The following is a 22,159-nucleotide window of genomic DNA, read 5'->3' on the forward strand; positions in this document are numbered from 1 at the left end:
TTCCTCCATTAAGCGAATGCTTCAACAACATCTTCTGGCTTTTTCGCCTGCAACAGATTTCCGACCACTTCATCGTTCCCCAATTTTCTGGCAAAAAGCGACAACAATTTCAAATGATTGGTCGCACCGTCAGTATCATTCCCCACTGCGAAAAGAATAATGCCCTTCACGCCTTTGCCATCCAAGCTTTCCCAAGGGATCTCTTCCTGATTGATTCCGATGGCTACTCCGACTTTATTGACGTAGGCGCTCTTTCCATGGGGGATCGCGATATAATTTCCAATGCCCGTTTGGCCTTCCGCCTCTCGTGCGTAAATATCTTTAATAAATCCCTCTACTTCTGAGATATAGCCATTGCTCAGTAACTGGTTCGCCAAATCATTCAAAGCATCATCTTTGGTCTTGGCGGTCATATTGGTTTTGACGATGTCTAAATCTACGATATCTTTTACTTCCATTTGACTTCCTCCTAAACCTTTTGAGCAACAACCTCTTGCGCTTTTTCAATCAATTTATTGGGTGATTTGACCGCGATCTCCGTCGGTACTTGAATAATTCGTTTCCCATCAAAACGTTCCCGTCCCGAAATTTTTACGTCTACTGCTAGAATCACGATATCTGCTTGATCAATCTCTTCTTGGGTTAATTCATTTTCGATCCCGATTGTTCCTTGTGTTTCTACTTTCATCTCACAGCCCGCTTTTTTTGCGGCGTTTTCTAATTTTTCCTGAGCGATATAAGTATGGGCAATCCCCACTGTACATGCTGCTACTCCAACGATTTTCATGTTGTTTCCTCCTAATTGTTGTCTTCTAATAGTTGGTAAAAAAGTTCTTCGCCTTCAACATTCAATAATTCTGCTAAAAAATCATCGTCTGCTAACCGGCGCGTGAATTGCGCAATCTGTTTCTTTATTTCTTGACTTTCGTCGCTTTTCAGTAAAATCGTGATGATTAGTTGAACCTCTGGCGTTCCCTCGTCCAAATCAATTGCTTCTGCCAAACGAATCAATAAAACTTGGCTTTGCTTGATCTTCGGACTTTCCAAGTGGGGCAGGATCACATGCTCAGCAATCATCGTATTACCGACCTTTTCCCGCTGATTCAATAAATCAATCAGCTCTTCCGCTTCAGCCGGATTGGCGAATTCTGCAATGAAACGTTGAATCTGGTCTTTATCTGTTAACGGTTGGTCTAAAAAGACACTGAAAAAATTATCGTTCATCATAGATCGCCTCGATTTTCTTTTGTAGTCGATTTTGATCATCTCGCGTAAACATCGCACTGACCAATAGGGACTGAATTGGGATCGTATCGCTGACACTGATCGTTGTTAAAATCAGATCGATTCCCGGATATTTCTCTGTGAAACGTTTCGCGTCCCGTGAAGCTACTACGTCCACAATTTCCAACTCAGGAAATTTCTTCTCGATCTTGACTCGTAAAAGCTCCGAAGTTCCAACACCAGTCGTACACATGATCACCGTGCGGATCGGCAGCTGGTTCGTCTCGATGATGCGGGCAAAGTACAAAGTGATAAAGCCGTTCTCATCTTCATTAATCTTTGATAAATCAAAGCGTTGGCTGACTTCATCTGAAACATTCGCAACATCGGCAAAGATTGTTTCATAGGTCATCTTGATTTGATCTAACAAGCTGTTTTTCACATGAATCCCATGGTCCAGGCGATTGATCATCGGCTTGATATGATTCGCTAAGTCAAGAAAGATCGAATCTCCTTTGATCGGGATATTCAGCCGCTGGCTCATTCCATCTAAATACATATTCGTAATCTCCACGACCTTTGTAGAAAACTTGGTAACTTTGCTTAAGGACCCCTGCATCCGGGATGAGGTCAGATACTGATAGAGATAGTACACTTCTGACTCCGGCAAGTCGCTGTGTAAATAATTTTCAACTTGAACGATCGCTGCTTTGGCAACTTGATAAAGGGCGGTGTCTTGCTGCAACCCTTTCTGTTCCCTTTGAGAAAGCGGACTCATTTCTTCATTCGGCAGCTTGCGAACCTTTCGCAAACGACTAATTAAAATATATAAATGAGAGAAAATATTGACATTGTATGGATAAGGAATCGTCATTTCCAATTGCTTTTCCATCAGCTTCAGCTGGTCTAAGATAAACAGCACGTCATAATTATTAAAGTTTAATTCTGAATTGTTCTTCAGTTCATCGATCTCAATGATGTTGTGCATTTGGATCAAATCAGCAATCGCGCGACGAATATTAGCTTCCTTTCCCAGAACGGCTAATGTTCGTTGCTTTCGCTCCAAGCTCAGATTGTAACTTTGCAGATGCTCCGCGATGAGCTGCTCATCACTGAAGATGACCGACTCGCCAACATAATATTCTTCAAACAAGTCATAGACATTCTTCGCATTCGGCGAGGAAAGCAATAACTCCTCCATCACACGATTTCTGCGCTCCTGCGGAGAATATTGACTCCGCTGACTGGGTTGAAAATTTGTCTGGCCGATGTACTTTTCGTAATCTAATTTGTAGCCTCGCCCCTTTTCTGACTGGATCAATCCGTCGCCATAGGTTTCGTTGATTTTTTTGATCAGGCGATAAATGGTTTTTTGCGAAGTTCCTAGGTGCTCCGCCAATTCATCGGATGTGATATAGTCATGTCGTTTCGTTAGAAGTAGTAACAGCCTTTGTTCACGATTATTCTTTGCTCCCACGGCTATCAACCTCCCCTTCTTGTTTTTATCATAACCTGTCAGAAAGAAAACGCTTCACTCGTTTTTGACCGTTGCAACGGACAAAAAATAAAAAGTCTTCATGTTCATTATAGTCAGGAACGGCTTAGAAAGCGGCAAAGATTCGCATAATTCACAATTTTTATGTCTGCTATTCTGCTTGTAAGAGTCTTTAAAACAAAATAAAAGCGCAGGACAAAATGTCCCACGCTCCTTTCCTCGCTATTCTATTACCATCCACCTGATGCTCCACCACCGCCGGATGAACCGCCGCCGAAGGAGCCCCAAGAGGAGCCGCCGCCTGATCCGCTGTCATTATCGGACCAGTTATTGGAATTGTAATTTGACGCTAGATAAGCCGTAGTCAATACATCACCATTGCCGGAGTATAGTGTATCTCCAATAAGTATACGACCGAACATTTTCTTCTCCGCGGAAGGATTTCGCAACAATCTTCCTTGAATGATCGCCCGTCTGATGCCTCTCACCGACATCCCGATCAGTAAACCACTTAACAAGATGTGGTACAGCTCTGTATGCTTAACCGTCCGCTGCAATTCTTCATCGCCGGTAACCGAAGCGGTCTCCGATTGATATTTCTTGTAGTTTTCTTTTAGGAAAACGCGTGCTCGTAAAAGATTGCCTACCAACAGCAAGCTAACGAGTGCCAATATACCTAGGAGCACCACTCCGATCCAATGGAAAGCCATCAGCTGTGTGCGTTGACTCTTAACATTTTCGATTTGTGAATCTACTAGAGCTGTCTTCGTATTCATAATCTCGAACACTTCATCTAAAACCTGATTGACCCCTTTATCGTAATCCTCGTCCTTGAAGGCCTCCACAACATCATCATTATTGATGATATCATCGGCTTTACCATCGGGAATCAGTCCTTCCAGACCATATCCAACCTCCAAACGAAATTCTCGTTCGTCCAGAGCAATTAGATATAACACACCATTGTTCTCAGTCTTATCACCGATCCCTAGCTGATTGAAGATCTTATTGGCATACGATTCGATGTCTTCTCCACGCGGCAGCTCTGGTATTGTAACGATTTGAAATTGCGCACCGTTCGTGCTTGCCGCTAATTGTTTGTTCATTTGGTAGATCTTTTGCTTTGTTTTCTGACTCAGCATATTGGCATTATCAGAAATAAAGATGTTGTTCTTATTGATAGTCAAATGACCATCGGTTCCATCAATCGCCACATCATAGTTATTGGCTTTATTCGGATACTCCTTCAAATTTGCTAGATTCTCATTCATAGCTGATTTGAAGGATTTGCTAGCTGTGACTTTCTTACCAGACAAAATATCTTCTCGTTCTTGATCTAATTTCGTTAACTGCTGATCATAGGTCGCCTTCTTCTCTCCATACCCGTTACTTGTAAAAAGACTGAACAGTCCAAACCCGCTGATCAATAACACGACAACTAAAATTAAGGAAAAGAACCCATTCCGTTTACGCAGCTTACGATAATTCTCAACAACCTCTTGATGGATTCGTTCCCCTGAAGTACGCGATTCCCTTTTCATTTTCTCTCACCCATTCTTATTCAAAGCTAACGTCTGGGACTTCTTTAGCTCCTTCATCCGCTTTAAAGTTTGCCTTTTTATCAAAGCCTAATACTTTCGCTGCCATGTTTTTCGGGAAGCGAACTAGACTTTGGTTGTAATCATTGACTTGTTCAATATAGTTTTTGCGTTCAACTGAGATCCGATTTTCCGTACCTTCCAGCTGTACCATCAAGGTCTTGACGTTTTCATTCGAAGCGAGCGTTGGGTAGTCTTCCTGGATCACGTTCACCATCGTTCCTAAACTTTGGTCTATTTGATTGTTGGCAGCGTTCTTTTCTGCCGGTGTCTTTGCATTGTTGTAGGCTTTACGCGCCTCAGTGATTTGTCCAACGATTTTTTCTTCGTGATTCATGCTGCCTTTGACACTATTTACTAGATTCGGAATCAAATCTGCCCGCCGCTGCATCACATTCTCCACCTGCGACCATTTTGCATCCACATCGTTTTCTGCTGAAGCCAATGAGTTATATGTCGTTACTAAATATGCTCCGATTGCCAGAGCGATGACGACAATCCCAACAATGATACCTGAACCTCTTCGTTTCATTTTTATCCCAACCTTTTTCTGATTTATTTGTTATTTGTGATTGATCTAATTATAGCATTCGGGTAGGGGGGCGCCTCAGACTTTCGGCTGATTTTTTACATAAACGGTTGACAAAAAATCGACCCGAATTTTCCCTTCATATATAGAATGAAAAAAGCCTGCAAACTTTTTATTTAGAAAGTTCACAAGCTTTTGATTTTTAAGTAAAATGGACCGGTCGTGCTTCGATATAGCCGCGATAACCCTGAGGCTCCAATTGAATACGCGGTCCTTCATTTTCAGCCCACTGGCAATTATTCAGACTTGGATCATATATATCGATCTGTTCCATCACTGCTTCGATCGCCTCGTCAAAACGAGACTCATCATAAGGATCACCTTGAAACAGCAGCATCGTACAAGCAGGCAAGTCGATCACTTCAAATCCTGCAGGAACGATCCCCTGATAATCAAATGGTACTTCCACCCCTTGCGCATAAATCGATGTTCCTTCTGGTCGCAGGCTTTCCGGTAGCCACAATCCGATTGGCTCATACAACGCCTCTTTGATACTGGCAAGGATACCCCAGACATCGCAGCCGACCTCGCGAGCGTAATCAATATAGGTATCCACCTTTTTCCCGCGCAATAAAATCAGCTTGCGCGCCGGAAAATTGATCAGTCGAACATGCAGATTCTTCGATAACGGCGGCAAATCGTCATGCTCTTCTCCCATTAAGTAGTAGCTTTCAACAGGATAAGGTGTGAATAAGGGGATCGGTGGTGTCTTTTTTTGATAAGCCTTTGGAGTAACACCAAATTGTTTCCGAAACGCTCGTGTGAAGCCCTCATGAGAATCAAAAACAAAATCTAAAGCAACATCAATCACTCGCAGCTGTTCATCCCGTAAAACCAGCGCCGCTTTGGATAAGCGTAATTTGCGAATATACTCGAAGGGTGATTTATCAGTATATTCTTTAAACATCTTGGCACAATGCCATGGTGAATAGCCCGCCTGCTGCGCTAATGCATGCAGGGTAATATCTTCCTCTAGGTGTTCATCAATGTAGGCTTGCATTCGCGTTACTGCCGCCGCATGCTCCAAGTTTGCCATAATACCTCCAATTTTCTTCTGAACGATCCAACAAGTGCACAAGGAAGGTCAAGAAATGCTTCCTCTTCTCTTCTATACTTATGTTATCAACTAAGAGGAGGAAATCAAAGTGAAAATCAAAAATAGTTTAGTGGGTCATATGGAAAAATTGTGTCAGGAAATCGGATCCCGTGCGACAGGTTCAGCTGGAAACAAAGCGGCGGTTGATTATGCGGCTGAGACGTTTCGTTCTTTAGGGTACGATGTTCGACTTCAGGAATTTCCTTGTATGAATTGGCAAAATGACGGTGCAGAATTGATTGTTGATGGTCAAGCAATCGAAGTAGCGGCGGCAGAATATGCAATGCCATGTGATGTCCGCGGTGAATTAGTTACCGTTCAAACCATCCAAGAATTAGAAGCAGCCAATTTGACTGATAAGATCTGTGTGATGTATGGAGAGCTTTGTAAAGAACCGATCATGCCGAAAAGTATGATCTTCTGGAATCCTGAGGAGCATCAAGCGATTGTTCGTGCTCTTGAAGAAAAACAACCGTTAGCTGTTATTACCGTCAGCTTTCTTGACGATGTTCCAGTACCAATCATTCAGGATGGCGACTTCAATGTTCCATGTGGAACAGTCAAAGGATCATTGTTACCCTCACTATTGAATAAAAAGTTCGCGACATTACGTTTGATGACTGAGCGTAAACCTGCTACCGCTGCGAATGTGATCGCAACGTTTGGCACCGGCAAAAAACTCGCCTATTCTGCTCATATTGATACAAAACCTACTACTCCTGGTGCGTTAGATGATGGAACAGGAGTTGCCGCACTGCTGACTCTGGCAGAAGAAATGATCCAGACCGACCTAGAAAATCAACTTGAATTTGTTCTATTCAATGGTGAGGACTATTATTCAATGCCGGGGGAAATGACGTTCATGGCACAATCGTTAAATCAACCTGAAGAATACGAATTTGCCTTTAACGTTGATGGTGCCGGGATGCAAAATAGTACCGTCTCATACTCGCTCTATGAATGTTCAGAACAACTGACCGAGCAGCTAGAGAGCTTTGCAGCGGATTATCCGACTGTCGAAAAAGTCGAGCCTTGGCCGATGGGCGATCATATGCTGTTCGCTGGCGCTGGAATCCCAGCAGTTGCTATCGCTTCGACTCAAATGTATTTATTGATGGAAGCGGTGATGCATACCCCGAAGGACAACTTATCAATCGTTGATTTCCAACGATTGGAAGAAGCGGTTGTTTTCTTGAAAGAACTCTCTGCATCCTTAAAAAAATAGCTCCGACACTTATAGCCCGTTCATCCTTCTCAGATGGACGGGCTATTCTAAATAAAAAACTGTAAATACACGTACTTAAACGACGTGTATTTACAGTCAAAGGTTCTATCTTACAACTACCGCATATTTTTTCAAATTGTAGCTTGCTTCAAATTTATTCGCCGCAACCCAATATTTTCCAGCATTTGGATCAGAAACATGATACATATTGCCGCCCTGATCATAGCCATCCAAGGTCATGATATGGGCATTGTCGATCCCGGTCCCCCAGAAATACTTTCCATATTGCGGACTAGCAAAATTCAACGTAACGTAGACCACAACAGAATTTCCGTTACGCAATTCCTGCTTCAGTGTTGCTGTGGAGCTGCCGGAAATATTCGCGACTTTCCCGTATCTGCTGCCCCATTTTGCTAATGGTGCTGGGAAAATCGACTGGTAGACATTGTTCATCACGATATCTGGTCGTCCCGCGAACCCGTTATTGGGATTCTTATCAGCCGCTAAAGGCATTTCTTTAATAAAGGTTTTTAGATTGTAATTTCGTGCATACCCCTTTAGCTGCAAACTTTGTAGTAAAGACGCTGCTTCACAGCCCATCGGCATTCCTGCTGAGTTTTGATTGATATAGGGTGCATTCAACAAAATGTACTCAGCTGTATTGCCCTGCACAGCATACCAAGAGACACCCTCATAACGCCAACCTGCTCGTTTCAATGTATCTCGTTCATTGGCATTCAATGTATAGTGGTGCGTCCCTGTTCGCGCATTCGGATTGTATAAGCGATAAAGTGGAAGGCCGCTGCTTGGCGAATACCAAGAAATACCTTCGTAACGCCAACCCGCTCGTTTCAATGTATCCCGTTCGTTGGCATTCAATGTATAGTGGTGATCTCCCACATTGGGATTGTACAAACGATAGACGGGATTGCCGCTCGCCGGTGCATTCCAGCCGATTCCTTCGTAGCGCCAGCCCACTCGCGTCAAATTGTCTCGTTCATTCGTGTTAGCAGTGTAAAAGTGCTCTCCGCTATTAGGATTATAGAGCCGCGACATGGCTGTCCCCGCAGCATCAACGGAAACCGGCAAACAAAGCAATCCGATCAATAAGCCAACCAACAAACCAACTTTCTTCATTCAATGATCCTCCTACTCTATACTGACAATATCTTTAGACTTATTTATTATATCATCTTTCTAGTAAGAATCTTTCCTATTTACTCCACTCACAAATAAAGTCAGCGCATTTTTCGATATCATCAGAAGCGTTGGTTTTGCGTCGGATCAAATAGAAATTCCGTTTAAAACTATCGTCCAATCGTTGATGCGGAATATTTTCCACCGCCCGCTCTGAAATCAGTGAACAGCCGAACCCCTGCCGCAACAGACCAACAATCACTTCATTGTTTTGGATCTCCATCACAGGTCCATTTATATCCTTTTCTTCTAAAAAACGCTTCGTATAGTAATAAACGCCCGAGGTATTTTCCCGTACGAGCCACGGACCTTTTTCTGTATCACCAGCTAATACTAACTGATCCTCCATCAGTGGAAAACGCTTGATATTTGGCGCAGACAATGGCTTTTCGATAAAACCAAGATCCACCGTATGATGCTCTACTGCTTGTAACACCTCTAAGGAATTCATCATCTGCACACTGAAACGAATGTGGGGAAATTCTTGATGCAATTGGATCAAGAGCTTGGGCAATACATAATTGGCAAACGAGTGGGAAGAACCGATCACACAGCGAACGATCTGCTGTTGATTGGTCTGGATTGCTTGATACAAGTTATCCCAGTCGTCCATCAGGTCCACGACACGTTCATATAATATCTCCGCTTGCGGCGTTACCAGAACTTCTTTTCTGCCGCTACGAATAAATAATTGTGTGCCAAATTCATTCTCTAATTGTTTGATCTGAGCGGAAACTGTTGGCTGTGAAATAAATAAAATCTCTGAAGCCTTTGAAAAATTCTTAGTCTCATACACTACTTTGAATGTTTCTAGCCATTTGAACATCGTAATCACTTCCATTATCTTTTTCTATCTAAGGTATTATATCAATAAATTCTAATAATGAAAGATATCGGTTATAATTTGTTATGCAAATGAAATGTCAATGAAAACTATGTTGATCTTTTCATATCAAACGGCTTTAAATAACTAACTATATTTATAATCAGAAAGAGGTCTAATAATGTTTACAATTTTTTACACAAAAACCAACCCCATAGTACCCGGACTAGGGCTGTCCATAGGTGTAGCGGTCTTAGCGAAACTATTGGCTTTACTTGTTCCTAAGCTTGGGGGTGCTACCCTAGCGATTCTCTTAGGGATTGTATTAGGAAACACGCTATTTAAACAACCAGCATTAGCCGCAGGGACGAAGTTTGCAGAGAGTCGTTTATTAGAATACTCGGTCGTTTTGCTTGGGTTCACCGTAACCTTTCAAACAATCGGTGAGATGGGGATCAAAGGTTTGATCTTTATTGTATTGATCATGTCAACTGTCATTATCAGCGCTTATTGGCTCGGTCAAAAGCTTGGCTTTAATGAAAAAATGGCTTTAATGATGGCCGGCGGAAATGCCGTTTGCGGATCATCTGCGATCGGAGCAATTGCACCGGCGATCGAAGCGAACGATGAGGAAAAGGGGCAAATCATTACCCTTGTGAATTTATTAGGAACGGTAATGATGCTGACGCTGCCCTTCTTAGGAATATCGCTATTCGGGGATGCACTATTAAGCAAAAGCGCTCTGCTTGGCGGAACCTTGCAGTCAGTCGGTCAGGTCGTCGCTGGCGCCAGCTTAGTCAATCCTGAAACGGTCAAATATGCGATGCTCTTTAAAATAACGCGAATCATTTTCTTGGTCGTGGTCGTTTTTCTATTCGAACGTAAAGCACAAAAGGATGGACTAAAAACAACCAAGGAATCGAAGAAAAAATTTCCGATCCCTTGGTACGTCACTTGTTTTTTGATTTTCTGTATCATTAACAGCTTCTTTTCGCTGCCGCCAATCTTTAGCGATGGTGCGCATTTTATCAGCACTTGGTTTGAAACGACTGCCTTGGCTGCGATCGGACTGCGATTAGATTTTCGCAAATTCCTAAAAGAAGGACCGCGTTTCCTAATTTATGGTTTATCCGTTGGGGCGGTCCAAACCATTGCTGCGGTGGTATTCATTTTTATTTTGCACATATGATTATTGAATTTGATTTATCTTTTTATATTGACAGTCTCGCCTCTTGGTCAGGTTTTGACCATAGCGGGGCTTTTTTATTTAGTCAACTCCAGAACTTGATACCATGAATTATCCTTTTCTATTTTTTAAAAAAGAAATCGGAAAAAACCTTCCCATCATTGATAGGAAGGCTTCAAACGAACTTATTAAATTATCTTTTACTCAACAACCGCAACAATTTCAACTTCTACCAAAGCACCTTTTGGCAAATCAGCTACCCCAACACATGAACGGCTGGGCTTCTCCTTCTCAAAAAAACTGGCGTAAACTTGATTAAACGCGGCAAAGTCAGACATATTTTTCAAAAAACAAGTCGTTTTTACAACTTTGTCATAATCTGCTCCGACAGCCTTCAAGACACCACCGACATTCTGTAAAACCTGATAGGTTTGATCTTCGATTGTTTCTCCAACTAACTCCCCGCTGACAGGATCTAGTGCAATTTGTCCTGAGGCATACAACATCCCATTCACAACTTTCCCTTGAACATATGGTCCAATCGCTTGTGGCGCCTCCGTTGTTTCAACTGTGTAGACTGCAGCCTCTTGAAAGTTCACCTTTTTTACATTATTTTCCATTTTTCCCACTCCTTTTTTAATTACAATTAATCACAATTAGTTTTCTCTAAATATATATTATCCACTAAACCAGTTCATAGGTTTTGGGATTTAACAGATTTAATCCATCTCACGTCTCACGCTTGGTAAACTGCAAAAGCTTAACTCGCAAAAAAAGCATCTCACCGAGTAGGTGGGATGCTTGGAGAATCCCACTCAACAAATGTCAAACAGGACTTCAAACTGTTTTTTTCAAAACAAGTCTCAAGTCCTCAGTCTAATAATAATCATTGTTGAAGTAGTCGTCGCGTTCATAGAAATTCTCCTTATCCATAAAAATTAAATTTAAATGGCAATTAAATTAATTTATGATTGTAATGATAACGGAGGTTTCTTTCGTTGTCAATAAGTTTAAAGAATTTTCTGACATTTATTCTCTCATTTTTGTAAGCCTATTGTTCGTCAAATACATGGTGAATATTATAGAATTTCAGTATTGTGTTAACAAAGAAAAGAGAGAGGGTTTTTTTAATGAATAAAGGAATGACTGGTTTCCAGTTAAAGGTTACCGGGGTTGTAACAATGGTACTAGATCATATTGCAGAATTTTTCTTATTTTTAGGTGTTCCTATGTGGTTCCATTGGATCGGACGAATCGCGGCACCGATTTTTCTATTTGAAAGTTCTGAAGGCTTTATCCATACTCGGAATCGAAAAAGATATATGCTCCGATTATTAGCAGGATTTTGGTTAATGGGCGTCATTAATATGATTTTGAATCGTTATTTCGCGGTAGACGATGCGATTGTTATTAATAATATTTTTGGTACTCTATTTTTAGCCACCGTCTACATGCAGGCTTGCGAATACTTCAAACAGCGGAAAATCGCTAAAGGATTGCTTTGGTTATTAGTGCCAACACTTTTAAGTGCTTTGGTAATGGTGCTTTTGTCTAGCGGATTACTTGATTCAAAATTTGGATTGCTATTTTTCCAAGCGTTCAATTTACTTGTTCCAACAGCATTATTGACTGAAGGTGGCATTCTATTTGTTTTACTAGCTGTCCTATTCTACCTTTTCCATGGTAAGAAATTTTTGCAGGTTGCTGCACTTGTGATTATCGCATTGATCACGTTGGTGTTCGGCGGCGGTGTACAGCACGCATTTACCATGAATTATCAATGGATGATGATGTTTTCAGCGATTCCGATTATTTTATATAACGGTGAAAAAGGTCGCAGTATGCGGAATTTCTTCTATATTTTTTATCCCGCACACATTGCAATTTTTGCTATCATCAGCTTTTTGATCCAACGCTAAGCTTGACCTTGTCCATAAAAAGTTTTACAATACTTTTTGTGAATAAATCGTACAGATAACACGCAACGCGTGTCGAGAGAGAGGCGGTTTCTATTAATTTAGAAACCACCTCTCTTTTTGTCAGTTCTGCTTTTAGCAGCTTATTGAATTAGCAGATTGCTAACTAAATGTTCTCTATTATTCAAAGTATTGAGCTGTTTAGTTGGATCGTATGCATGAAGAAAAATGCTTTCTTCAACAAGAATTAGCTACAAGTTCCATTTGCTATATTAATAGAAATTGCTAATTCCTTATTCAAGGTTATCTGTCGAAATGAAGTGAGGTTATTACATGAAAGAAAAGAAACTCCATTTGTTGTTAGCCGTCCTTGCCACGGGGATCATGTCCTTCGCCGGCGTTTTGATCGAAACTGCTATGAACGTGACCTTCCCCACCCTGATCAAACAGTTCGGAATATCCACTGGTATGGTGCAATGGGTCACGACTATTTATCTCTTAGTGATCTCCATTATGGTACCCTTCTCTAATTATTTATTGAAAAATTTTTCGATCCGTAAATTGTTTATTGTCGCTAATCTCTTTTTCATTGCCGGCTTAGTGATTGATCTGTGGTCGCCATCTTACGGTATTTTATTGATTGGGCGACTGTTGCAGGGTGTCAGCACAGGTATTGCTCTGCCGTTGATGTTCCATATTATTTTGAATTTCACCCCGATGCATAAACGCGGAACGATGATGGGGGTCGGAACACTTACAACTTCCATTGCCCCAGCGATTGGACCGACATATGGCGGTATCATGACCGCTAGTCTTTCTTGGCACGCGATCTTTCTATTCTTATTACCAGTTCTCGCTATCTCTTTGATAATCGGGCTTTATGCTATCCCAGAAATGCCGGTTAAGAAAACTGGTGCATTGGATATTTTGAGTCTGATTAGTGTAGCGCTGCTATTCAGCGGACTGCTGATGTTCCTAAATCAAATCGGAAGCTTAATCAGCCTTGTTTCTCTGGCTATTGGAATCATTGGCTTAATCATCTTCTATCGTCAAGCGACACGGGGAAAGAATCCGCTAGTCCGCATTACAGTCTTGAAAAATAAAGTCTTCGTCCTATTCTTATGCGGCTTCTTAGTTTGTCAATTTTTATTGTTAGGGATCTCATTTGTCCTGCCAAACTTTATTCAAATCGTTTTAGGCAAAGATGCCTTTATTGCCGGTCTGGTGATGATGCCAGGCGCAGCAGTCGGTGCGATCCTAGCCCCGATCTCTGGTCGTGTCTTAGATACCTTTGGTTCGAAAAGACCAATCTTACTTGGGCTAAGTTTCGCGACGATCGGCTGGATCGCTTTGACAGTATTATTACGTTCGCCGATTTTACTTGGATTTGTCGCGGGACATGTCTTTTATATGATTGGCATCGGTTTTTCTTACAGTAATCTAATGACTACTGGCATGAACTTGCTTTCAGAAGATGAATACGGAGATGGGAACACGCTGTTCAATACCTTGCAGCAATTCTCTGGTGCCGTTGCCACGGCGATCGTCGCAACGATCATTAATCTAGCACAACAGTCTCAAACAAACTTTATTGCGGCCACCGTTACTGGTTCACAGATTTCATTGCTTTTCTTATTGGCTTTACTGTTAGCTGTTTTCATTGCTTGTTTGATTCATTTTCGCAAGGAACCGACACTTGGCTAATGTTAAGAAAACGGGCAACTGTTCAAAAGATCATCGCTAGTTTTCAGCTCAAATCCTGCTAAACTGAATATATAAAGTTTGGAGGGATGAAGAATGTCACTAGGAACGAATTTCTTCAATGCACGAAAGAAACAAGGTCTGTCGCAAGAGGAAGTAGCAGAAAAACTTGGTGTGAGTAGACAGACGATCTCAAAATGGGAACTGGATGAAACACTGCCGGATATCAACCAATCAAAAAAATTAGCTGCCGCATATAAAATCTCTTTAGACGAGCTGATCGAATTTGACCCTGACTTGAACGATATCAAAGAAGTTATCGCTAAAACCAGTGAAGAAAAACAAGCGAAAGTCGATTGGACAAGCGTTTGGGCAGAAAAATATCCCGTCTTGGCAACCTATCAGCAGCACGTTCACTTGGATGATTACATTCCAAAACTGAAAGAAATGCTGCAACGGTTGAAGAAGGATTATGGTTACACTGATCAAGATGCCTTCCTCGTATTGAAGGATATTTTAGCGCAAATTTGGACTAATGCACAGAAGCCGTGACGGTAAAACGTCACGGCTTTTTTGGTTATTCTTCACAGTCAGCTACTTCGTTTAAGGAGATAGCTGATTCGCTCTTTTTCACTTGCAGGATCAAGATAATCGCCAACAGAACAATCACTGCACCAAAAATCGGTGTGTACGCAATTCCCATTTTACCAGTGACCTGAGCTCCAACTGTTGACCCTAATGTAATCCCGATGTTGAAGGCCGCAATATTAAGTGCGGATGCCAGAGTGATATCTTGCGGTACATATTTCTCAGCTAGCTGCACGACATACAGCTGCAAGCCAGGGACATTCATGAAGACAAACAACCCTAAAAGCAGCGCTGCAAGCAAACCTAAAATATTGTTTCCAATCAAAATCGTGGCAAATAAGAAAACGAGTGCCACCATCAAAAGTCCAAACATTTTAATTAATGAAGCAAGTGGTTTTTCATTGGCGAAATGTCCACCGACCGTATTGCCGATTGCCACCATCACGCCATAAACAATCAAAATAATTACGACTGCACTAGCTGTAAAACCAAAGCCTTCTAAAATTGGAGACAGATACGTGTAAGCTGCGAATGTTCCGCCATAACCAAAAGCAGTGATCAAGAAGGACATCACTAATGGTTTATTGGTAAAGATGCGAGCAAAGCCCTTCAAATCGACCTTGCCAGGAATCGATAAATGACGTGGCACTAAGAAGCTGCTGGCCATCAGACCAAGCAAACCAACTGCTGCGATAAAGATGAAGGACATATTCCAGGTTGTTTGCTGCCCAATAAAGGTGCCCAGCGGTACACCGGTTACTGTCGCCACAGTCAGACCCGTGAACATGATAGCAATTGCGCTTGCCCGCCGTGAAGGTTCTACGACATCAGCCGCAATGACCGTTGAAACTGACATAAAGATTCCGTGAGCCAGCGCCGCTAAAATCCGACCAAATAACAAAATCGTAAAGGTTGGCGCAAATGCGGCTAATAAGTTTCCGCTGATAAACAGCAGCATAATCCCCAACATCAAATTGCGGCGATTCCATTTTCCTGTCAAAACAGTTAATAATGGCGCCCCAATCGTAACGCCGAATGCATATAATGAAACGGTTAGACCTGCTTGATCTAAGGTGACGTGGAAGTTTTTCACGATCATTGGTAAAAGCCCAACACTGATAAATTCGGTTGACCCGATCGCAAAAGCATTGATTGCGAGAGCCAGTAACGTTAAGTTTGGTGAGATTTTCTTTTCCATTTTGTTCCTCCAAAAAAAGTATTTGTAACCTACGAGAAGATACTATATACTGTTGATGACCTTTTGATAAGTACCCACTTTTTTGTACTATAGGTACCTTTCAGTAACTTTTGTATATTACCAAGGTTTTAAGGAGGAAATTTTTTTGGAGAATCGTGCATATATGATCGGCGTGGAAGCCACAATGGATGTTATCGGTGGAAAATGGAAACCCATTATCCTCTGTAATCTGCGCCACGGACCGATGCGCCCCAGTGATTTGAAACGTGGGATCACCGGCATCAGCCAAAAAATGCTGACGCAGCAGCTCCGTGAATTAGAAGATGACAATATCATCGACCGCAAAGTTTATCAGCAAGTCCCGCCGAAGGTCGAATACTCATTAAGTGAATACGGCCGAAGCCTGTCAGATATTTTAGACAGTCTGTGCAGTTGGGGCGAACAGCATGTCGCTCACCTGCAAGAACAAGGACAGGATATCTGTTTAAAGGCAAACTAACTATCATCACTTTTACAGCAAAAAACATTCCAACAGTGTAGCTAAGTTGGAATGTTTTTATTTTTTAAATCATCAATTGAAAAACACCATAGGCAATGATACCACCAAGCATAGGTCCTATGACAGGTACCCAAGCATACTGCCAGTCAGAGGTTCCTTTATTCGCAATTGGTAAGATAGCATGTGCCAACCTAGGACCTAAATCTCTCGCTGGATTAATTGCATAGCCTGTTGGACCTCCCAACGATAAACCAAGGGCTAAGATGAGCCCCGACACGGCAAAGATATTTGTTCCATCTGCAAATTTTGTTTGAGTAAATGCCAATAATCCCAACACCAATACGAAAGTTCCGATAACTTCTGTAATCAGGTTCGCCGAATACTTGCGAATAGCAGGTCCTGTCGCGAAAGTGCCTAGAATTGCTCCTTGATCGTTAGTTGCTTCCCAATGAGGTAGATAAGCTAACCAAACAAGAGCGGCACCAACAAAGGCACCTGCCATTTGCGCAATACTAAAAGGAAGTACTAAGTTATACGAAATCGATCCATTCATAGCCATTGCCAAGGTAACTGCTGGATTCAAATGTGCTGGTCCCATGAATCCTGAGATATACGCTCCCATCATCACTGCCATTCCCCAGCCCATTGCAATCACGATCCAACCAGAAGCTTGTGCTTTACTTTTGTTCAAATTCACTGCCGCACAGACCCCGTCACCTAGTAAGACTAGGATCATCGTACCGATAAATTCACCCATTATTTGTGTCATATCGCCGCTCATTACTTACCGCCTCCTGTCTTTAATTCTGTTAAGTCAGATTCATCAATTGCAGCAGCTAATTGTTCCGCCATCTCTGCTTTTTCCGCTTCTTCCCACTCGAAGTAGGACGCCATCGCATCAAGGACTGGTTGACGCAACGCATCTAACGTATCTCTTTCAAACAAAATATGATTGGTCCGACGTAACAAATAGTCCACTGGGGTTAAGACCATTTCTTCCTCCATACCATAGAGCAAACGTGCTGACTCAGCCAAACTCATCCCTGGATAAGCGTCCATTTCTCTTGCCAAATGGAATATCTTATTTGAATTCGTACCATAAAAATCTGCAATATAAGTCGCTTCTTCTTCTGAAAGACCAGCAGCAACACCACTTTTTGAAAATTCTACGACAGTTTCTGATACTTTTGTTGGGTCAAAATCTCCACCGGAAACAGCGTAAGTCTTTGAATCCACTTCCTTAAAGGTCAATCCATAATGCGTTTGCAATAATTGACGAATCAATTCGATAGCACCAGCGGCCATTTTGCGGTAATCAGTGATTTTTCCACCTGATAACGTAATCATTCCATCTGGCGCTTGTTCCAAGGAGCTGCCACGAGAAACGGAGGAAGGGGCTAAACGTTTTTCTGCTCGACTACTTTCAAGATTATTCAATACATCTTCTACCTCGTCGCGTGTTGCTTTGCCATCTTTATAGTCCGTCACTACATCGACTGCTTTTTGAAAGCTTTGGGCAGAGATGTTGCCGTTGTCACCGCCATTATAGTCTGATCCAGCATTTCCAATTAATAATGGTCGCAACCCCGCCCAGCTGCTTTCGATATCATCAATTGTCAGCTTTGCTTCGGGATAACGGTGATTGATCACCGCCAACAAATAATCCACGTCTTCTTGTGTGACCTTCGGATCAACGTAATCCCCTTGATAATCCGTATCCGTTGTACCAAAATACGTCTTGCCTTCCCGCGGGATCGCAAACACCATGCGACCATCATTTTGAGCGGTATCAAAATAGGTTGGTTGTGGAACTGGCAGTTTTTTTGCATCAACCACTAAATGCACACCTTTGGTTGGACGCATTTTAGGCAATATAGGTTTTGTGAAATTCATATTACGAACTTTATCAACCCATGGTCCGCTTGTATTGATCACTAATTTTGCTTTAATTTCAATTGTTTCACCAGTTAGCAAGTCGCGAGCTTTTACACCTACAATTTGATCCCCGTCATAGATAAAACCAACTGCTTTCATTTTGCTGACCATGTGACCACCATCGGATGCTGCTTTTTTGATATTCTCAATCACTAAACGCGCATCGTTGTTGCGGAAGTCCAAATAAACACCTGCACCTTGTAATCCTTCTTTTTTGATGAACGGTTCTCTTTCCAAAACTTCTTCCGGAGTCAGCGTATAATTTTCATAGCTTGTTCCCTTAACGTTAGCTAATTGATCGTAAATATCCATAGCTACTTTCACTGAAAACATACTAAAAGTTGTTGGCCCTTCATCATTATAAATTGGTAAGAGCATTGGATCAGGTTTAGGAATATGTGGAGCAATTCCTTGAACGACGGCTCTTTCGGTAACTGTATCTGCTACGACTTCAACGTCAAAATTTTTCAAATAGCGAATACCGCCATGAACTAATTTAGTTGATCGTGAAGAGGTGCCTTCCGCAAAATCTTGCATTTCGATCAGACCTGTCTTCATTCCAGCTGCAGCTGCTTGAATCGCAACACCAGCACCCGTAATTCCCCCACCAATGATCAATAAATCCATCTCTTCATTTTTGAGTACTTCAATACTTTTTTCACGCGTTGTTTTTGAAAATGACATTTCTGTTCACTCCTTATTTTTATTCAAATACTTGGGTCGCTTTTACCGCTTTTTTCCAACCGTCATACAATTTTTGACGACGCTCAGGGGACATCTCAGCTTCAAAAATCTTACCCGCCTCATAGAATTCTCTGATCTCATCCATGTCTTTCCAATAGCCGACAGCCAGTCCTGCTAAAAAGGCTGCTCCTAAAGCTGTCGTTTCAAGGTTGGAGGCTCGTTGAATAGGCACATCTAGAATATCTGATTGGAATTGCATTAAATATTCGTTATTAGCCGCTCCTCCATCTACCTTTAATACGGGGATTTTGATCCCTGTATCTTCTTGCATCGTATCCACAATATCGCGAACTTGGTAAGCAATTGATTGAAGAGTTGCTTTGATTAAATCTTCTTTCGTTGTTCCTCGAGTCAAACCAAACATTGCTCCGCGTGCTTTTTGATCCCAATAGGGAGCCCCTAGACCAACAAAAGCCGGTACAATGTATACCTCATCTTGATTGGTGGATCGTTTAGCAGCGTCTTCAGAATCACTCGCTTTTTTCAACATTTTCAATCCATCTCGTAGCCATTGAATGGAAGAACCAGCAACAAAAATACTTCCTTCCAAGGCGTAATACACTTTGCCATTGATTCCATAGCCGATCGTTGTCAGCAAATTATTTTTAGATAATTGTGGCTTCTCGCCAGTATTCATGACAATAAATGAACCTGTGCCATACGTATTCTTAACCATTCCAGGCTCAAATGCCATTTGACCAAATAGTGCAGCTTGCTGGTCGCCCGCCATTCCTGAAATAGGCGCTTCACTGCCGAAGAAATGATAGCCCTGAGTATAGCCATATATCTCAGAATTTGACGTTACTTTTGGTAAAAGAGCCTTAGGAATATTCAATAAATCTAGAATCTCTTGGTCCCAGGCTAACTCATGAATGTTGTAAAGCATGGTACGGCTGGCATTAGAATAATCGGTTACATGGGATCCCCCATCCGTCAATTTCCAAACAAGCCAGCTGTCAATCGTTCCAAAAAGTAATTCACCGTTTTCTGCTCGTTCTTGAGCACCTTCTACTTGATCTAAAATCCATCGTATTTTTGTAGCAGAGAAATAAGCATCAACGACTAACCCTGTTTTTTGGTGAATCATTTCTTCATAACCATCTGTTTTTAACTGATCCGCAATTTGTGCAGATTGTCGTGACTGCCAGACAACCGCGTGATAAATAGGACGACCCGTATCTTTTTCCCAAATAACAGTGGTTTCCCGTTGATTTGTGATCCCAATCCCAGCAACTTGATCAGGTTTGATTCCTGAATCAATAAATGCTCCTGCAATCACAGACTGGACGGAATTCCAAATTTCATTCGCGTCGTGTTCTACCCACCCCTCTTGAGGAAAATATTGTGTAAACTCTTTTTGTGAACTAGCAACCTGATGCCCGAACTTATCATATATAATCGCTCGAGAACTCGTTGTTCCTTGATCAATCGCCATAATGTATTGTTGTTTTTCAGTCATTATCATTTGTCCTCCTTATAACAAAACAATTTTGCAATCGCTTTCTTTTCTGTTTCTATCCTATCGCGCTTTCCCTCAATAAAACCGTCAATTATTTAATCCTACTTTCAAAATAGTGGCAGTTTTCTTAATAAACTCAATCATACCAAGGGTCCTTACAATTGAATTTTTTTAATATTTCCATCAAAAAAAGCAGCTCCATAAGAACTACTTTACTAGTTTTTTTCTTTTTTAAGCTGCTCTATCAGTTGCTTGATTTGAACCATATCATAAGAAGATTCAAATTCTGAAAGACAATAGATCCTCACATGAGAATATTTTTTCTTCCCTCGTGTAGATATAATAAGGTCGTAAGCAGTTTCTTTACGAACTTGTTCTACCCGAATTCCTGCGATGGGCCGCAATTCTGAAAATAATTTTTGGTAATAAGAAACACGATAAACAGGCAATTCTTCTAAATCAACACCTACGATCACTTCTTTAGCAATGTAGAAATCAATCATAGATAAAACACTCGCATAATCAATCATTAAAGCCTGAGTAACTAATGGATCTCTCTTCTTCAGTGGTCCTAAAAAATGAAGCGCTGTTTTTTGTAATTCATCTAACAAGAGACTTCGTTCAACACCCAAATTCTCCTTTTGCAATGCCAATAGACGGTCGGGTTCATAGCGAGGAAGATAACCTTGAAAAAAATAAATCCGATTATTGATTTGCGAAAGTTCATATCCCACTGCCTTCTCCTGTTGAATAGACAGTCTTTCCGGTCGATAATGGACCAGAATCATTTCACGAATATACATATCCAAAAGCGCGGGTAATAATTTCTTGCTACGTTGTAATTCATAGCGATAAAATGATTCTTCATTCAAAATAGCAAAAGAAACTAGAAAACTATAAAACATCATTGGCTCATATTGATTTAATTCAAAGGAACTCCGACTATTATTTAAGCGGATCAACGGTTCAATTCTTTGGTATAATACATCGTTTTGAAACAAACGATAATTGGGTTTCAAATGCTGTTGCTGCTTTTTCTTGGCTGCCATTCGTTTTAGACTGATACCCAACCAGCAGGCAATCTCACTTTTAGCGCCTGTAGAGAACTTTGTTTCTAATGCGCGCTCCAATGCTCGTAAGAACAATTGATTCTGATCAGATTCAATCAGAAAACTAGGTCTCATTTCTACTGGAAAATAAGTATACATTTGAAAATAGAAATACCGAATTTGTAACTCTTCCCCTTGCAAGCGACCATTCTTGATACGAATATGAAATTCTGCGAGTACGTCATTAAGCTCACGAAATTTACGGAAGATGGAAGACTCACTAGTTGAAAACTCTTGTGCGATTTGTGGAATCGTAAATTCTCGTTGAAGCAAGATAAACTCCAGTAACTGAAATTTGAAACTGTCTTTTACTAGTAAAGCCGTGATTTTTTCTAAGCTTATTCCATTATCCAGCTCTAATACAAGAATATGTCTCTCTCTACTTATCAAAAAGCCCATTTCCAATTCGTTTCCTAAATAAGCAACATCTTCGATATATTGATCCAGACTCGTTTTAGAAAGTCCAACTTCTTTAGCTAACTGGCTCATTGAAATTCTCCCACTTGAAAAAATTAGCTGTTTAAGAATCAATAATTGAAGTTGTTGGTTTTTATCCAATAATTGGTCTATCTTCATA

General features: G+C 41.3%; 21 protein-coding genes. 6 read left to right on the forward strand and 15 right to left on the reverse strand.

What is annotated here, in order from left to right; genetic code table 11:
- Positions 1 to 8: 8 nt before the first annotated feature.
- From AC4J95_RS09730 to AC4J95_RS09760, 7 genes are all read right to left on the reverse strand, one after another.
- Entirely contained in the window at positions 9 to 458 is a 450-nt protein-coding gene (locus tag AC4J95_RS09730; protein WP_316403567.1) for a PTS sugar transporter subunit IIA, read from the reverse strand.
- Between the two features lie 11 nt (positions 459 to 469).
- On the reverse strand, positions 470 to 787 hold the full coding sequence (locus AC4J95_RS09735; RefSeq protein ID WP_090404353.1) for a PTS fructose transporter subunit IIB: 318 nt from the start codon (positions 785 to 787) through the stop codon (positions 470 to 472).
- A gap of 11 nt (positions 788 to 798) precedes the next feature.
- On the reverse strand, positions 799 to 1,227 hold the full coding sequence (locus AC4J95_RS09740; protein ID WP_494549711.1) for a PTS sugar transporter subunit IIA: 429 nt from the start codon (positions 1,225 to 1,227) through the stop codon (positions 799 to 801).
- On the reverse strand, positions 1,214 to 2,701 hold the full coding sequence (locus AC4J95_RS09745; RefSeq protein WP_494549712.1) for a BglG family transcription antiterminator: 1,488 nt from the start codon (positions 2,699 to 2,701) through the stop codon (positions 1,214 to 1,216). The genes AC4J95_RS09740 and AC4J95_RS09745 overlap by 14 nt, the downstream gene beginning before the upstream one ends.
- 248 nt (positions 2,702 to 2,949) lie before the next feature.
- Positions 2,950 to 4,260 carry a TPM domain-containing protein gene (locus tag AC4J95_RS09750; protein ID WP_494549713.1) on the reverse strand — a complete coding sequence of 437 codons (1,311 nt, stop codon included), beginning with the start codon at positions 4,258 to 4,260 and terminating at the stop codon, positions 2,950 to 2,952.
- Positions 4,261 to 4,276: 16 nt separating this feature from the next.
- Positions 4,277 to 4,849 (reverse strand): LemA family protein, encoded by a 573-nt coding sequence (locus AC4J95_RS09755; RefSeq protein ID WP_494549714.1) that lies wholly within the window; start codon positions 4,847 to 4,849, stop codon positions 4,277 to 4,279.
- A gap of 199 nt (positions 4,850 to 5,048) precedes the next feature.
- Positions 5,049 to 5,942, reverse strand: a complete 894-nt coding sequence (locus AC4J95_RS09760) for a helix-turn-helix transcriptional regulator (protein ID WP_494549715.1) — start codon at positions 5,940 to 5,942, stop codon at positions 5,049 to 5,051.
- A 109-nt stretch (positions 5,943 to 6,051) separates the two neighbouring features.
- Here AC4J95_RS09760 and AC4J95_RS09765 point away from each other — a divergent pair, with 109 nt between their 5' ends.
- Entirely contained in the window at positions 6,052 to 7,227 is a 1,176-nt protein-coding gene (locus AC4J95_RS09765; protein WP_494549716.1) for a M28 family metallopeptidase, read from the forward strand.
- A 105-nt stretch (positions 7,228 to 7,332) separates the two neighbouring features.
- Here AC4J95_RS09765 and AC4J95_RS09770 read toward each other — a convergent pair whose 3' ends face one another.
- Positions 7,333 to 8,364 (reverse strand): C39 family peptidase, encoded by a 1,032-nt coding sequence (locus AC4J95_RS09770; protein ID WP_494549717.1) that lies wholly within the window; start codon positions 8,362 to 8,364, stop codon positions 7,333 to 7,335.
- A 76-nt stretch (positions 8,365 to 8,440) separates the two neighbouring features.
- Entirely contained in the window at positions 8,441 to 9,250 is an 810-nt protein-coding gene (locus tag AC4J95_RS09775; RefSeq protein ID WP_494549718.1) for a LysR substrate-binding domain-containing protein, read from the reverse strand.
- Between the two features lie 178 nt (positions 9,251 to 9,428).
- On the opposite strand from AC4J95_RS09775, the gene AC4J95_RS09780 reads away from it, so the two are divergent.
- A complete protein-coding gene (locus AC4J95_RS09780; protein ID WP_494549719.1) occupies positions 9,429 to 10,436 on the forward strand; it encodes a YeiH family protein in 1,008 nt (335 codons plus the stop codon).
- A 197-nt stretch (positions 10,437 to 10,633) separates the two neighbouring features.
- Here the strand turns inward: AC4J95_RS09780 and AC4J95_RS09785 are convergent, their stop codons facing one another.
- Complete coding sequence (locus AC4J95_RS09785) at positions 10,634 to 11,053, reverse strand: Rid family detoxifying hydrolase (RefSeq protein ID WP_494549720.1); 420 nt, start codon at positions 11,051 to 11,053, stop codon at positions 10,634 to 10,636.
- Positions 11,054 to 11,563: 510 nt separating this feature from the next.
- Between AC4J95_RS09785 and AC4J95_RS09790 the strand changes: the two genes are divergently transcribed.
- The 3 genes from AC4J95_RS09790 (at position 11,564) to AC4J95_RS09800 (ending at position 14,602) form a co-directional block, all read left to right on the forward strand.
- Complete coding sequence (locus AC4J95_RS09790) at positions 11,564 to 12,352, forward strand: TraX family protein (protein WP_494549721.1); 789 nt, start codon at positions 11,564 to 11,566, stop codon at positions 12,350 to 12,352.
- 330 nt (positions 12,353 to 12,682) lie between these two features.
- The gene (locus tag AC4J95_RS09795) at positions 12,683 to 14,053 is read left to right on the forward strand and encodes an MFS transporter (RefSeq protein WP_494549722.1); all 1,371 of its coding nucleotides are present in this window, start codon (positions 12,683 to 12,685) and stop codon (positions 14,051 to 14,053) included.
- Between the two features lie 93 nt (positions 14,054 to 14,146).
- Entirely contained in the window at positions 14,147 to 14,602 is a 456-nt protein-coding gene (locus AC4J95_RS09800) for a helix-turn-helix domain-containing protein (protein WP_494549723.1), read from the forward strand.
- Positions 14,603 to 14,627: 25 nt separating this feature from the next.
- Here AC4J95_RS09800 and AC4J95_RS09805 read toward each other — a convergent pair whose 3' ends face one another.
- Complete coding sequence (locus tag AC4J95_RS09805; RefSeq protein WP_494549724.1) at positions 14,628 to 15,836, reverse strand: MFS transporter; 1,209 nt, start codon at positions 15,834 to 15,836, stop codon at positions 14,628 to 14,630.
- Between the two features lie 145 nt (positions 15,837 to 15,981).
- Here AC4J95_RS09805 and AC4J95_RS09810 point away from each other — a divergent pair, with 145 nt between their 5' ends.
- Positions 15,982 to 16,335 carry a winged helix-turn-helix transcriptional regulator gene (locus AC4J95_RS09810; protein ID WP_316403582.1) on the forward strand — a complete coding sequence of 118 codons (354 nt, stop codon included), beginning with the start codon at positions 15,982 to 15,984 and terminating at the stop codon, positions 16,333 to 16,335.
- Positions 16,336 to 16,399: 64 nt separating this feature from the next.
- Here the strand turns inward: AC4J95_RS09810 and AC4J95_RS09815 are convergent, their stop codons facing one another.
- The 4 genes from AC4J95_RS09815 to AC4J95_RS09830 all read right to left on the reverse strand — a co-directional run bounded on the left by AC4J95_RS09815 (position 16,400) and on the right by AC4J95_RS09830 (position 22,158).
- Positions 16,400 to 17,116, reverse strand: a complete 717-nt coding sequence (locus tag AC4J95_RS09815; RefSeq protein ID WP_494549725.1) for an MIP/aquaporin family protein — start codon at positions 17,114 to 17,116, stop codon at positions 16,400 to 16,402.
- Positions 17,116 to 18,954: a type 1 glycerol-3-phosphate oxidase gene (gene glpO, locus AC4J95_RS09820; protein ID WP_494549726.1), complete on the reverse strand. Its 1,839-nt coding sequence runs from the start codon at positions 18,952 to 18,954 to the stop codon at positions 17,116 to 17,118. The genes AC4J95_RS09815 and glpO overlap by 1 nt, the downstream gene beginning before the upstream one ends.
- A 19-nt stretch (positions 18,955 to 18,973) precedes the next feature.
- Positions 18,974 to 20,473 (reverse strand): glycerol kinase GlpK, encoded by a 1,500-nt coding sequence (gene glpK / locus AC4J95_RS09825; protein WP_494549727.1) that lies wholly within the window; start codon positions 20,471 to 20,473, stop codon positions 18,974 to 18,976.
- A 215-nt stretch (positions 20,474 to 20,688) separates the two neighbouring features.
- Positions 20,689 to 22,158 carry an AcpB/EbpR/MafR family transcriptional regulator gene (locus AC4J95_RS09830; protein ID WP_494549728.1) on the reverse strand — a complete coding sequence of 490 codons (1,470 nt, stop codon included), beginning with the start codon at positions 22,156 to 22,158 and terminating at the stop codon, positions 20,689 to 20,691.
- Position 22,159: the final 1 nt, after the last annotated feature.

Source organism: Enterococcus sp. GPZ-007 (genome assembly GCF_059374735.1).